Source organism: Maribacter sp. 4U21, assembly GCF_002742365.1.
Taxonomy (GTDB): domain Bacteria; phylum Bacteroidota; class Bacteroidia; order Flavobacteriales; family Flavobacteriaceae; genus Maribacter.
Window position 1 is genome coordinate 32,548 of the sequence record NZ_MDGN01000008.1, and the last position, 13,909, is coordinate 46,456.

16 protein-coding genes are annotated in these 13,909 nt (G+C 39.2%); 5 read left to right on the top strand and 11 right to left on the bottom strand.

The genetic code is table 11. The features are described 5' to 3' along the window. Nucleotides 1-90: 90 nt before the first annotated feature. From BFP77_RS01085 to BFP77_RS01095, 3 genes are all read left to right on the top strand, one after another. Nucleotides 91-525, top strand: a complete 435-nt coding sequence (locus tag BFP77_RS01085) for a hypothetical protein (protein ID WP_099572237.1) — start codon at nucleotides 91-93, stop codon at nucleotides 523-525. Between the two features lie 189 nt (nucleotides 526-714). After that, complete coding sequence (locus tag BFP77_RS01090; protein WP_099572238.1) at nucleotides 715-1,197, top strand: hypothetical protein; 483 nt, start codon at nucleotides 715-717, stop codon at nucleotides 1,195-1,197. A gap of 300 nt (nucleotides 1,198-1,497) precedes the next feature. Further along, on the top strand, nucleotides 1,498-1,743 hold the full coding sequence (locus BFP77_RS01095) for a response regulator (protein ID WP_257212821.1): 246 nt from the start codon (nucleotides 1,498-1,500) through the stop codon (nucleotides 1,741-1,743). Here BFP77_RS01095 and BFP77_RS01100 read toward each other — a convergent pair. After that, nucleotides 1,740-3,209 carry an AAA family ATPase gene (locus BFP77_RS01100; RefSeq protein ID WP_099572240.1) on the bottom strand — a complete coding sequence of 490 codons (1,470 nt, stop codon included), beginning with the start codon at nucleotides 3,207-3,209 and terminating at the stop codon, nucleotides 1,740-1,742. The two genes, BFP77_RS01095 and BFP77_RS01100, sit on opposite strands and share 4 nt — an antisense overlap. An 83-nt stretch (nucleotides 3,210-3,292) precedes the next feature. After that, nucleotides 3,293-4,453, bottom strand: a complete 1,161-nt coding sequence (locus BFP77_RS01105; RefSeq protein WP_099572304.1) for a vWA domain-containing protein — start codon at nucleotides 4,451-4,453, stop codon at nucleotides 3,293-3,295. A 77-nt stretch (nucleotides 4,454-4,530) separates the two neighbouring features. Between BFP77_RS01105 and BFP77_RS01110 the strand changes: the two genes are divergently transcribed. Both BFP77_RS01110 and BFP77_RS01115 read left to right on the top strand, forming a co-directional pair. Next, a complete protein-coding gene (locus BFP77_RS01110) occupies nucleotides 4,531-5,337 on the top strand; it encodes a DUF1853 family protein (RefSeq protein ID WP_099572241.1) in 807 nt (268 codons plus the stop codon). A gap of 73 nt (nucleotides 5,338-5,410) precedes the next feature. Beyond that, nucleotides 5,411-6,622 (top strand): DUF418 domain-containing protein, encoded by a 1,212-nt coding sequence (locus tag BFP77_RS01115; RefSeq protein WP_099572242.1) that lies wholly within the window; start codon nucleotides 5,411-5,413, stop codon nucleotides 6,620-6,622. Nucleotides 6,623-6,663: 41 nt separating this feature from the next. Here the strand turns inward: BFP77_RS01115 and hisIE are convergent, their stop codons facing one another. Genes hisIE through hisD form a run of 9 tightly spaced genes read right to left on the bottom strand, consistent with a single transcriptional unit; the run spans nucleotide 6,664 to nucleotide 13,875 of the window. Beyond that, nucleotides 6,664-7,305, bottom strand: coding sequence for a bifunctional phosphoribosyl-AMP cyclohydrolase/phosphoribosyl-ATP diphosphatase HisIE (hisIE, locus tag BFP77_RS01120; protein ID WP_257212826.1), 642 nt, complete (start codon nucleotides 7,303-7,305; stop codon nucleotides 6,664-6,666). A 35-nt stretch (nucleotides 7,306-7,340) separates the two neighbouring features. After that, complete coding sequence (gene hisF, locus BFP77_RS01125; RefSeq protein ID WP_099572244.1) at nucleotides 7,341-8,096, bottom strand: imidazole glycerol phosphate synthase subunit HisF; 756 nt, start codon at nucleotides 8,094-8,096, stop codon at nucleotides 7,341-7,343. Further along, nucleotides 8,096-8,617, bottom strand: a complete 522-nt coding sequence (locus tag BFP77_RS01130; protein WP_099572245.1) for a DinB family protein — start codon at nucleotides 8,615-8,617, stop codon at nucleotides 8,096-8,098. Before BFP77_RS01130 ends, hisF begins: the two co-directional genes overlap by 1 nt. Then, nucleotides 8,610-9,347 (bottom strand): 1-(5-phosphoribosyl)-5-[(5-phosphoribosylamino)methylideneamino]imidazole-4-carboxamide isomerase, encoded by a 738-nt coding sequence (hisA, locus tag BFP77_RS01135; protein WP_099572246.1) that lies wholly within the window; start codon nucleotides 9,345-9,347, stop codon nucleotides 8,610-8,612. Before hisA ends, BFP77_RS01130 begins: the two co-directional genes overlap by 8 nt. Before the next feature lie 4 nt (nucleotides 9,348-9,351). Further along, entirely contained in the window at nucleotides 9,352-9,774 is a 423-nt protein-coding gene (locus tag BFP77_RS01140) for a GNAT family N-acetyltransferase (protein ID WP_099572247.1), read from the bottom strand. Further along, a complete protein-coding gene (gene hisH / locus BFP77_RS01145) occupies nucleotides 9,774-10,355 on the bottom strand; it encodes an imidazole glycerol phosphate synthase subunit HisH (protein WP_099572248.1) in 582 nt (193 codons plus the stop codon). Before hisH ends, BFP77_RS01140 begins: the two co-directional genes overlap by 1 nt. Nucleotides 10,356-10,382: 27 nt before the next feature. Further along, entirely contained in the window at nucleotides 10,383-11,555 is a 1,173-nt protein-coding gene (hisB, locus tag BFP77_RS01150; protein ID WP_099572249.1) for a bifunctional histidinol-phosphatase/imidazoleglycerol-phosphate dehydratase HisB, read from the bottom strand. Then, the gene (gene hisC / locus BFP77_RS01155) at nucleotides 11,552-12,595 is read right to left on the bottom strand and encodes a histidinol-phosphate transaminase (protein ID WP_099572250.1); all 1,044 of its coding nucleotides are present in this window, start codon (nucleotides 12,593-12,595) and stop codon (nucleotides 11,552-11,554) included. The genes hisB and hisC overlap by 4 nt, the downstream gene beginning before the upstream one ends. After that, nucleotides 12,592-13,875, bottom strand: a complete 1,284-nt coding sequence (gene hisD, locus BFP77_RS01160) for a histidinol dehydrogenase (RefSeq protein WP_099572305.1) — start codon at nucleotides 13,873-13,875, stop codon at nucleotides 12,592-12,594. Before hisD ends, hisC begins: the two co-directional genes overlap by 4 nt. Between the last annotated feature and the right edge of the window lie 34 nt (nucleotides 13,876-13,909).

Sequence of the window (13,909 nt, forward strand, 5' to 3'; positions counted from 1 at the left end):
TAAAGCGGTTAAGGCAACAATCAATAGTACCGCTATGACTAGTTTCTTTTTTGTAAATTAACCCAACTATTTAACCTAAACCAAAATATTATGACAAATTCAATGAACAAGCCACCCATGTGGTTTTGGATTGTAAATGCACTTGCACTTCTTTGGAACTTGGCCGGTGTCATGGCCTATCTAGGGCAAGCCTACATGAGCATTGAGACCTTAGAGCAAATGAGTCAGGCAGAGCGTCTACTCTACGAATCGCGGCCCGCTTGGGTAACCGGTGCATTTGCCGTTGCAGTATGGGGCGGTGCCTTAGGCTGTATTGCGCTTTTGTTAAAAAAGAAATGGGCAAAACCCGTATTTATCATTTCTCTGATAGGGATTTTAGCACAAATGTCCCATTCCTTCTTTATGAGTAACAATTTTGAAGTATATGGACCAGGTGCCATGATCATGCCCATAATGGTGTTAATTATTGGCATAGCGCTAGTGCTATTGGCCAATACCGCTATCAAAAAAGGATGGTTGTCCTAAATTAGGAACAGTATAAAGTAGCATAGGGTTGGGTCACCAGCCCTATTTTTTTCAATAGATAATTGATTGTCAATCATTCATAAACTATTTTCAATAGTATACGTAGTTCATCGATTTTATTGAAATAAAAGTAATACTCTTAACGTTTTAGCTATCGATTACGGTTCCCAGACCCCGAAACCTACTTAAATGAATACTACTAAAGTAACCGTTACTTGGAAGCTTGCTCTTGTCCTGTCTATAAGTATCCTTTTGTTATTGGATTTCTCTAACTTCTACGGACTATACAGCAACAGATTTTATGTCTTTAAAATTGATAATTATATTATTCCATTATTATCGCTAATTCATTTTAGTTATCTCTATCAATTTTGGTGCAAAGTAAAGGAGAATCTCTTCGGAAGCCCTAAAATGCGAAATCTAGAATATTCGTTGTACATTATTCTGTTGGTATGTTGTTTTAAATTCTTTGATACCCTTTTAATTATACTCTCCTATTTTGACTATAAAAATTCATTGTTTCCAAAAACCTTTTTTCCTGTAGGGCTTTCAATTTTAGTCCTATATGCATCCCTTATCGTACTCACTTTGCTGATTTTTGGTTACAGAAAGGAATTGATAGGAACCTACCTCTTCGATGATATGAACCAACACGTGGATCGTTGGAACTAAATGTGATTATCCGGACATCATAATTCTAGGTCGCTTTTCAATTAAAAACACCTGTTTTTGTAAGAAGTCCATTGGAAGCTTGACTTTTATGCTGTGGTCCTATGGTTGTGTAAAGAGTCCAACACTTATTACACTATGATATTTAGATGATACTTTATGTTTTGCTTTTTAAAGTTTCATTCTGAAAGATATACTCATTATAGAAGATGATTTGGAAATTAATTACCTCTTGGATATTCTTCCAATAGAAATTTAAACTATAAGACCGTAAAGACTATAGGTGATGCTGAAGGTTCGTTATTGGCTTTGAATACCGATTTTGATTTAATTATTCTAGACCTGACTTTGCCTACGTTGGATGGTGTAGAAATTTGCAAAAAACTTAGAGCGGAAAAGGATACTCCCGTAATCATGCTAACCCCCAAATCAGAGGAAATCGATAGGGTCTTAGGGCTGGAAATCGGAGCTGATAATTGCATCACATCGCCAAAAGGTAAACTAATTGCCATGAAAAAAGCCTTCCGAATTGGAAGGCTTTTGAATTAAAGTCCGCGTATAAAACTACCGTATAAATCTTTGAATTGATAGCCATCTTCAAAGCGCTGTTTGCTTAATTTTTTAAACGAAACCAATCCCCACAGTGCCAATTCCTTCAGAAAATAAACATCTTCCTTGGGAAAATCCGGTTGATGGGTCTTTAAAAGCTGGTTCAGTTCTGGAATACCATCCAACGAACGTTTGTATTCCTCGTCCGTAAAATCATCTAACAACTCAAAGCCTTCACCTTGAAAGAACCAGTGTAACAATTCGTCATACGGTGTTTCGGCATCTTTACGTTCCAGTTTATTAATTTCTGGGAAATATTTGGGAAACAGGGATTTTACCGCGTCATCGATTAAAATCGCCGCTACGCCATCGGCCCCCTCCTGCTCTCCTTCATAGACCAGCTCAATCTTACCCGTAATGGCGGGGATTACCCCTAGAAAATCACTTAAACGTACCATGGTACTGTCCGCTCCCGTTAAGAGAGCTCTACGTTCCGCCGTACTCAGCAAGTTTTCGAACGCTGTAATACTTGTACGAGCACTCACCCCACTTTTAGCATCTACATATTCACTGTTCCTGGCTTCAAAACTTATCTGTTCCAATAAATCCTTGGCGATGTCCGGCACATAGACTGCATTGGACTGTCTATCGTCCAAATGCGCTTCTTGAGAGGTAATTTTTCTGGCCGTTTCTATATCATCTGGATAATGGGTCAAGATTTGAGAGCCTATCCTATCCTTTAAAGGCGTAACGATACTTCCTCTATTGGTATAATCCTCAGGATTCGCCGTAAACACAAATTGAATATCCAAAGGTAGGCGTAGCTTAAAACCTCTTATCTGAATATCGCCCTCTTCCAATATATTAAATAGCGATACTTGTATACGTGCCTGTAAATCGGGTAACTCGTTAATCACAAAAATACAGCGATTTGCCCTGGGAATCATTCCAAAATGAATGACACGATCATCCGCATAGGAAAGTTTTAGGTTCGCCGCTTTAATAGGGTCCACATCGCCAATTAAATCTGCAACGGTAACATCTGGCGTGGCCAATTTTTCAGAAAAGCGTTGGTCTCGATGCAACCAGGTTATAGGTGTCTCGTCTCCTTTCTCCTTTATGAGTTCCATAGCGAAGCGCGACATAGGGCTTAAGGGGTCGTCATTTACTTCAGAACCTTCTACTACCGGCACCCACTCGTCCAGCAGATTCACCATTAATCTGGCCAAACGTGTTTTAGCTTGACCTCTAAGCCCTAATAGGTTAATGTTATGCCTTGATAAAATAGCGCGTTCCAATTCAGGAATTACAGAGTTTTCATAACCCCAAACTCCCGTGAAGGTTTCTTCCCCTGATTTTATGCGTTCTCTAAGATTATCCCGTAATTCGTCCTTAATGGACTTTGTTTTATAACCGGATTTTTTAAGCGCTCCTAGTGTAGTAATTTCTTTATAATTCAAATTCATAGTTATTTTCAATCTTTTTCTTTTTCAATTGGAATACCTCCCTACGTAACTTACAGTCATATCAACTTATAGAGGAGTCATCATTATCGCAGCTTTTTACGCCTATTGGATTCGTAATCCTCAAATATCATTTCACCAAGACCTTTAAGACCGGTAAAAAATGCCTTCCCCTTGTTAGCCTCCGTGAACTCCCTGATAAACTTCATCAAATAAGGGTCCTGCGCAATCATAAAGGTAGTGATGGGGACATGCATTTTCCGCGCCTGCCGTGCCATATTATAGCACTTTTCCACAATGTAATCGTCCAGGCCAACACTGTTCTTATAATAGGTGCCATCCGGCATACGTAAGCAGCTAGGCTTGCCGTCGGTGATCATAAAAATTTGTTTGTTGGTATTTCGTTTACGTCGCAGCATATCCATGGCCAGTTGTAGGCCGGCTACCGTATTGGTATGGTAAGGCCCAACCTTTAAATAAGGTAATTCCTTTATGGATATGGGCCAAGCATCGTTTCCAAAAACCAGAATGTCCAACGTATCCTTGGGATATCTTGTGGTAATTAATTCGGAAAGCGCCATAGCTACCTTTTTAGCAGGAGTTATACGGTCTTCACCATAAAGAATCATACTATGACTAATGTCTATCATCAGTATGGTACTCATCTGTGCTTTGTACTGGGTGTCTTCCACCACTAAATCTTCTTCACTTAACCTAAAGCTGCCGATACCATGATTTACCTGCGCATTCTTTAGACTTTCCGTCATGGAAATATGTTCCAGACCATCTCCATAGCGGTACTCCCTAAAATCGCCCGTATGTTCATCACCCTGACCGGATTTCCCTGTCTTATGGTTCCCTGAACCGCTACGCTTCAGTTTTCCGAATATTTGGTCCAAAGCGCGCTGTCTTATAATACGTTCCATTTTAGCGGTTATGGAAATGGCTCCGTTACCGGCTCCTTTTCCTTCTTCACCATCTTCTCCCGTTTCACCGCCACCGTCCTCAAATTCTTCTCGGATGTAGCCTTTGGCCTTCAATTCCTCTATAAAATCTTCAATGGTATAATCGTCATCGGTGAGTTCGTATTCCTTATCCAATTCGCGTAACCAATCTATGGCCTCATCAAAATCTCCAGAAGTATGGGTAATGAGTTCCTGAAAAATTTCAAAAAGCTTATCAAAAGTGCTTTGTTCAGGCGCTTCATAGGGAACGAAGCGGAATCCTTTTCTTATATTCATAGGCATAGTATAAAAATAATACATTTCCCATTAGCCCTCGTTTATTTTAAGAAAACTTAAAGGTTTGTAGTAACTTCGATTTCATGTTGCTTCAACAATGTATCGGATTTATAAATACCCCACCTTTATGGGTTAACGAGCAATTTGGGCTCCAACAATTTAAATTTCCAGAACTGCAGTTAAAGCATTTTCAGCCAGAACCTATTCCAGAAAGGATTCGATTAGGGCATCAAATGGAATATCTCTGTAAACAACTGCTAGCATATGATACGCAATACGACGTGGTCTTGCACAACCTCCCCGTAAGGGCGGGCAAACAGACTATAGGAGAGATAGATTTTATACTAAGGGAACAGGCTACTCATGCTTTGGTACATGTAGAACTAACCTATAAGTTCTACATCATCGATACCAATATCACAGCACCTGTTCATCAACTGATGGGCCCTAATCGTCGCGACATGTTTTTCACCAAGATGGAAAAAATCAAGAAAGAACAGATTCCCTTGTTGCGTTCGGCTCCGGCAGTTTCGGCATTGGAACAAATGGGATTATCTACAGAACAAATTGACCATCAAGTTTGCTACAAAGCACAATTGTTTTACCCCTATGGCATTAATAAGGTACACATTAGACCGCTGAACAAGGATTGTCTTGTTGGATTCTGGTTGAAATTCGAGGACTTTAAGCGAAAAGAATTTAGCTCCTACAGTTATTATATTCCTTTTAAATCACAATGGGTAGTAGCGCCCCATGAAAACGTCAGCTGGTCTTCGCATTTTGAAATACTTATGGATATTAATCTGCGTATGATACAAGAAAGGGCACCTATGGTATGGATGCGAAAAGCTAATGGCCTTTATGAAAAATTATTCGTGGTCTGGTGGTAGTCCCAAAAAATAATGATTATCTTAACGGATAGTATTGTTATTCAATCACTTACATCAATCAAAATCAAACCCTATGTCATCATCAAAATCCACTAGAATAGAAATCATTGATTCCTTAAGAAGTCTTGCTCTCGCAGGAATTCTAATCTGTCATATGACGGAGAATTATATAGGCTCCATGTCGCCTCAAAGCTTTAACGACGCGGTTCATGTTGGGGTGATAGATAATATTATTGATGGTTTAATCTTCTTCTTTCTACGAGGAAAGTTTATCGCCTTGTTCTCTTTTTTATTTGGACTGAGCTTTTTTATACAGATGGATAATGGCTCAAAAAAAGGGAAACCCTTCGGAGGCCGATTTCTTTGGCGTCTGATTATCCTATTGGCAATTGGATATGTACACAGCCTTTTCTATAGAGGAGATATTTTAACCATTTATGCGTTTCTTGGCCTCTTCCTAATCCCTTTTTATAGAATTAAATCGAAATGGCTACTCGCAATTTCCGCAATTTTGTTTTTAGGCATTGCCAGGTATATCATTTACTTTTTTATTGGAACGGATAGTATTTGGGGAGGTAGTCCAGAAATGGATAACAATGCGGCATGGGTCGTTGATTATTATAATGTATTGAAAGAGGGAAGTCTTTGGGATGTTTTCAAAGCTAATGGCTTACAAGGCCATTTGGATAAGGCCGATTATCAGTTCAGTATTTTTGGAAGGGGATACTTTACTTTCGCCTTTTTCCTTATAGGGTTGTTCGTAGGACGGCAAGAATACTTTAAAAATTACAGGAACAACAAAAAATTACTAAAGAATACCGTGATTTGGTCTTCCGTAATCCTCGTCGTTTCCTTGGGACTTGTTGCTGGGGCATTCTCTCAAGTAGGCCCAGATGGCGGTCTGGATAGTTGGTTTGCAATGGTAGGCTTATCCGCTGTAGATATTGGTAATATGGCGATGACCTTTCTGTGGATCGCTATTTTCGTAATTCTTTATAAGAAGACCAAACCGGAAAGGTGGTTGTCCAAATTAGCACCCTATGGCAGAATGGCACTGACCAATTACGTATTGCAAAGTATTATAGGCACCCTATTACTTTATGGCTGGGGATTTGGTCTCATTGGTGAATTACGCCAACTATATACTTTTTTAATTGCATTAGTATTCATTGCGTTTCAAGTATGGCTAAGTAAAATATGGCTATCGTATTATAATTATGGTCCGCTAGAATGGCTTTGGCGTAGTCTAACTTTCTTTAAAATATTTCCTTTTAAAAAACCGTAAACATTTAAAGACCTTATTAAAGCGGATGCGTAGAGCTTTTGCTATTTCTTACGCTTCATTAGTTCCTTTTCAATATCTCTTAAGGTATAACCTTTGGCCTGCAACAATATGAGATAATGAAACAACAAGTCTGCACTTTCATAAAGGAAAAGGTCATCATTATTATCCATAGCCTCTATGACCGTTTCTACAGCCTCTTCACCAACTTTTTGGGCTATTTTGTTGATTCCTTTCTGAAATAGGGAAGCCACATAGGATTTTTCACCATCGGCAGCAGTACGACGCTGTTGAATGGTATCCTCAAGCTCGGAAAAGAATCCAAATTGGGATTCGTTTTTCTCGTTCCAGCAGGTATCACTTCCCGTATGGCAAACAGGCCCAACGGGATTCACCTGTATTAAGAGGGAGTCTTTATCGCAATCATTGGTAATGTCCATGACATGAAGAAAATTACCGCTCTCCTCCCCCTTTGTCCATAAACGTTGTTTAGACCTACTGAAAAAAGTAACCTTGCCCGATTCTTGCGTTTTCGCTAATGCCTCTTCGTTCATATATCCCAGCATTAATACACTTTTGGTTCGTGCATCTTGGATGATTGCTGGGACTAATCCGCCTGATTTCTTATTGAAATCTACTTTCATAACCATGGTTGTTTGTTGTTCGTTTTTTGTTGATGGTGCTATTTAGAAAAGATCATCAATCAAAAAAGAGCCAAGTTCTACAGTCTTACCGGAATTCCTTTTTCCTGTAATTCTTCTTTTAAATCTTTAATCTTTATTTCCTTAAAGTGAAATACACTGGCTGCCAATGCAGCATCTGCCTTACCATCAACAAAGGTATCCGTAAAATGCTGCATATTTCCCGCTCCTCCAGAAGCAATTATGGGAATTTTAAGGCTTGTGGATAATTTTGCCAGTGCTTCGTTGGCAAACCCGTCTTTAGTGCCGTCATTATCCATAGAGGTGAATAGAATTTCACCCGCTCCTCTTTCTTCCACTTCTTTAGCCCAATCGAACAAGTTTAGTTCCGTAGGTACTTTACCACCTACTAAATGCACTATCCAATTACCGTTAATCTGTTTCGCATCAATAGCCACAACAATACATTGAGACCCAAATTTGGCCACTAAATCGTTTATTAACTGCGGATTTTTGACGGCAGATGAATTGATGCTCACCTTATCCGCTCCATTCTGTAATAAGATATCCACATCTGCCACAGAAGAAATGCCTCCTCCTACTGTAAAAGGAATATTTATTCTTTCACCAACCTTATATACTAACTCTGCCAAGGTTTTTCGTTTCTGTTCCGTAGCGGAAATGTCTAAAAAAACTAGCTCGTCTGCGCCTTCCTCACTATAAATGGCTGCTAGCTCTACCGGGTCACCAGCATCACGCAAATCAACGAAATTGACGCCTTTTACTGTTCTTCCATCTTTAATATCCAGACATGGTATAATTCTCTTCGCTAGCATTATGAATCTTTGTTTTTAATATTTAAATCCATACCGTCATAAAACCCTAGGTCTATGTCTTTCAACTGTTTTACCCAAAATGCAATTTGTCCCGTATGGTATGAATAATGTTCCACTGCATGCAGCACAATACCAACTCCGGAAAAGGTAAATCCTTGAACTTGCCTCTTTTTCAAAAATTGTTCGGTATCGGTATCGTAAATGATGCGTTTGGCCATGTCCACGGTTTCTTCAAGCTTTTGTAGCAGCTCCTTTTTTGTTAATCCTCCACCAGTAGTGAATTCTGCATCTCGTTCTCTTTTATCCTCGGTTTCCCCTAATGAGGAAATAACATATTGTGATATATTCCCGCATAAATGCAGTAATAAATTAGCGATACTGTTTAAGGAAGCATTAGGTTTGGACCATAATTCTTCATCGCTTACATTTTCCAGACTTTTTTTAATCATACGCGTACTCTCATCCATACGATAAAGCGCATTGTTGACCAATTCCTGTACTAATTGTTCTTCTTTATCCACGACTTATAATGTATGTTTCCAATTGTTTAAGACTGATTCTGTTCTCATATATTGCCTTTCCGATAATGGTACCTTCACAACCTAATTCTGCCAATTTGGGTAATTCGTCAAAGGTAGATATACCACCGGAAGCAATTAACTTTAACGGCCGCTCTTTAGACGTACTACTTAAAATCTTTTGATACAAACCAAACGACGGTCCTTCCAGCATGCCATCTTTACTAATATCCGTACAAATAACATACTGAATACCTTTGGACTGATACTGTTCGATAAACGGGATGAGTTCCTCTTTGGATTCTTCCTGCCATCCAGAAACGGCCACTTTTTCGTCCATAGCGTCTGCGCCTAAAATGATTTTATCGGAACCATGTTTGGCGATCCAACCCAAAAATACTTCCGCATTCTTCACCGCAATACTTCCACCCGTAACCTGGATAGCTCCGCTTTCAAAGGCGATACGCAAGTCTTCATCAGTCTTTAAACCCCCTCCAAAATCTATTTGCAAACTTGTCTTTGAGGCTATTTGCTCTAAAATACTATGGTTAACTATATGTTTGGATTTTGCGCCGTCTAAATCTACCAAGTGTAAATATTGAATGCCGTGGGCTTCAAAACGCTTGGCCACTTCCAACGGGTTTTCATTATATATTATCTTGGTATCATAATCCCCTTTAGAAAGGCGAACACATTTACCATCTATGATATCTATGGCAGGTATTACTCTCATTCTATTAGTCTAATTTTTGTTTATCAATACTCATCCATAGCGGAGAATTACCAATCTTTTTAAAGTTATACCGCTCGTACAGACTATGTGCATCTTTAGTTTTCAACGCTATTGTTTTGAGTCCTTTTATAACGCTGTCCTGCAATACGTGTTCAATAAGACTTTTTCCATATCCCTTTCCTTGGAATCGTTCAAATATGACCACATCCATAAGGTAACCGAAATAGATATAATCGGTAACTACTCTTGCAAAACCGATTTGTTCATTACCCAGGGTATATATTCCAAAACAATAAGAGTTTTTGACAGTTTTCTCTACATCTAAAATTGTTCTTCCATCACCCCAATATTCATCCGCTATAAAGCTTTTTATTGCTTTAATATTCAGTAAGTTCTTATCATTTGAAATAAAAAAATCTTTACCCATCAAATTTCTAAAAAATTAGCCAATATCTCTTGACCAACTGCACTACTTTTCTCTGGGTGGAATTGGGTGCCGTAAAAATTATCTTTTTGCAAAGCAGCACTATAAGGAATACCGTAATTACATGAAGCAATAGTGGCATTACAAACCGGGGCATAAAAACTATGGACCAAATAAATATGCTCTTGGTTTTGGATTCCTTTAAACAAATCTGATTCTAAACCTGTAATTTGGTTCCACCCAATCTGCGGTACTTTTACATCAGTATGAAACTTTATTACATCAACATCAAAAATTCCAATTCCCTTGGTATTGCCCTCTTCAGAGGAATTACACATTAACTGCATCCCTAGACATATACCAAGTACGGGTTGTTTTAAGGTGGGAATAATGGTATCCAATCCGCTATCACGGAGTTTCTTCATAGCACTACTGGCCTCACCTACTCCAGGAAAGATGACCTTATCCGCATTTCGTATCTCTTGGATATCACTGCTCAGAATTGCTTCAAAACCTAATCGTTTTATAGCAAATTTGATGCTTTGAATATTACCAGCGCCATAATTTATAATAACAATTTTCATTCTATACTATTAAATCTCCAATCGTTTTTACAATAGCCCTTTTGTACTAGGCAACACCATTTTCTCCACATCGCGCTTAACGGACATTTTTATAGCCTTGGCGAAAGCTTTAAAGATGGCCTCAATCTTATGATGCTCATTTGTTCCTTCGGCCTTTACATTTAAATTTGCTTTGGCACCGTCCGTGAATGATTTAAAGAAATGGTGAAACATTTCAGTGGGCATGTCCCCTACCATTTCCCTCTTAAAATCTGCATCCCATACCAACCAGTTACGCCCTCCGAAATCTATAGCTACCTGAGCAAGGCAATCGTCCATGGGTAAGCAAAATCCATAGCGCTCAATACCCAATTTATTTCCCAACGCCTTAGCAAAAACTTCCCCTAAAGCTATACCGGTATCCTCAATCGTGTGATGCTCGTCTACCTCTAAGTCTCCGTTTACTTTGATGGCAAGGTCCATTTGCCCGTGACGCGCCAACTGATCAAGCATATGGTCAAAAAAAGCAAGTCCAGTCTTTATATCACTTTTACCGGTACCATCAAGATTTAAATTGATATGGATGTCCGTTTCGTTTGTCTTTCTGGTTATTTCAGCGGTACGTTCTTTAAGTTTCAAGAACTCGTATATTTTTTCCCAATCATTGGTTTCTAGGGCGATAGTTGCATCAAGCTCCTCTCGTTTTACCGTAATTTCGCCCGTGCCGAGATTGGTGTTATCATTGATGAAAATACCTTGGGCCCCAAGGTTTTTGGCCAGCTCTATATCTGTTAACCGATCACCTATGACAAAAGAATTTCCGAGGTCGTAGCTTTCAGAAAAATATTCCGTTAATAGTCCAGTACCAGGTTTTCTTGTGTTTGAGTTCTCATGAGGAAAAGTTTTATCTAAAAAAACCTTATCGAAGACGACTCCCTCGTTTTCGAATGATTTTATAATGAAATTATGCACGGGCCAAAATGTGTGTTCCGGAAAGACATCCGTTCCTAAACCATCTTGGTTGGTAATCATTACCAATTCATAATCTAGTTCCTTAGCTATTTTCCCCAAATAAGTAAAGGCTTTAGGATAAAAAACCATTTTGTTAAAAGCGTCTATTTGCTCGTCAACGGTCTCCTTAATGATGGTTCCATCACGATCAATGAAAAGAACACGACGGCCTCCTCCTTTGCCCACGGGGGAGCTTATATCTTCAATCATACTATTGATTTTAAAGCTTTAATTAATGTATTATTCTCGTCTGGCGTTCCCACGGTAAACCTTAGGGTATTCTCGCATAAGGGTTGTGTGGTACGATTGCGAACTACAATTCCTTTTTCTAATAATTGTTGGTACCGGATGGAAGCGTCATCCACCTTGGCCAAAATAAAGTTCGCATCTGAAGGGTAAACCTTAGTAACAAAGGATACGTCTGCTAATGCATCTTTAAGTAGTTGGCGTTCTTTAAGAATAGCAGTAATTTCTTTTTGTACTACTTTCTCGTTAGATACACGCTCCTTAGCCCTTTGTTGCGTTAGTTCGTTTACGTTATAAGGCGGTTTAATCTTGTTTAAAACCCCGATTACCTCTTCTGAAGCAATACAGATACCTAGCCTAATTCCTGCCATACCGTAGGCCTTGGACAAGGTCTGTGTCACCACCAAATTCGGGTATTCCAACAATTTAGCGATCCAACTTTGTTCTGAAGAAAAATCAATATACGCTTCATCTATCACCACCAATCCGTCAAAGGTATTTAAGAGTTCTTCTATTTTGTGAGCAGAAATTGTATTACCAGTCGGGTTATTAGGTGAGCAAATAAAAACAAGCTTTGAATTCTTGTCCACTGTATTTAAAATAGCTTCTACATTAGGCTGAAAATTCGCCTCTAATAAAATAGACCTGTTTGCTACGTTGTTAATACCACAAAGTACACCGTACATACCATATGTAGGTGGTAAGGTGATTACATTATCTTCTCCGGGCTCACAAAAAGCTCTAAATAACAAATCCAATACTTCATCGCTACCATTGCCTAAAAGGATATTGTTTTCCCCAATACCTCTTTGTGCTGCCAAAAGCGCTTTTAAACTTCGTTGTTTGGGGTCCGGGTACCGATTTACACCATTATCGAAGGGATTCTCATTGGCATCTAAAAACACCATTTTGGAACCGTCTGAAACGTACTCGTCGCGCGCAGAAGAATAGGGGCTTAAGCCCTTTACATTCTCACGTATTATTTTATCTAGATCAAAACTCATTTTAAACTATTCAAACGAAGTGTAACCGCATTTTTGTGTGCTTGTAATCCTTCTGCCTCGGCCATCAATTCAATAGCACTGCCTATATTCTGGATGCCTTCCCGTGAAATCTTTTGAAACGTCATATTCTTCATAAAGCTGTCCAAATTAACACCGCTATACTGTTTGGCATAACCATTAGTCGGTAAGGTATGATTGGTGCCCGAAGCATAATCCCCTGCACTTTCCGGAGTATAATTTCCTATAAATACAGAGCCCGCATTTAAGGTGTTTTCTACATAGAAATCCTCGTTAGAGACGCAGACAATATAATGTTCAGGTCCGTACTCATTTATTAAATCAATAGCTATTTGGTCATCTTCAACAAAAATAAGCTTGCTATTTGCAATGGCTTTTTGGGCAATCTCTTTTCTGGGTAAGTCTTCTAACTGCAGGGCAACTTCATCTGCAACAGTATCTATCATATTCTTGGAGGTAGATACTAGGATAACCTGACTGTCCACACCATGTTCTGCCTGACTCAATAAATCTGAAGCAACAAAGGCTGCGTTGGCTGAATCATCTGCTACGACCAACAGTTCACTAGGGCCAGCGGGCATATCGATTGCGACACCAAATTTGGTAGCAATCTGCTTAGCGACCGTGACGTACTGATTACCTGGTCCGAATATTTTATAGACCTGCGGAATTGTCTCTGTACCAAAGGTCATCCCGGCAATAGCCTGTATGCCGCCAACTTTTACAATTTTAGTTACACCACAAAGTGATGCGGTATACAATATGGCAGGGTCCAATTTTCCTTCGCTATTAGGCGGAGAACAGAGTACAACCTCCTTACAACCCGCAATGGCCGCTGGTATCGCTAGCATAAGAATTGTAGAAAATAGAGGAGCTGTTCCTCCCGGAATATATAGGCCTACTTTTTGAATAGCCCGTTTTTCTTGCCAGCAGTACACTCCTGTCGTGGTCTCTACTTCTATTCTATCGGTCTTTTGTGCTTTGTGAAAGACCTCAATATTTGATTTTGCCAAATCGATAGCTTCCTTTAAATCATCAGAAACCAATCCTTCTGCTTCCTTCAGTTCTGCTTCGGATACCAAAATTGAATTTAATTTCACCTTGTCAAACTCCTCTGTATACCTTAAAACAGCACTATCACCTTCTTCTCTTACCGCTGAAAACACGCTGTTCACAGTATCCTCAATAGCGGCCACGGTTTGTGTAGGCCGTCTTAAAACGTCCTTCCAGTCTGCTATTTCGGGTTTATATATTTTATTCATAATTATTTGTTTGTTCCTCCTCTTTGGGGAGGTT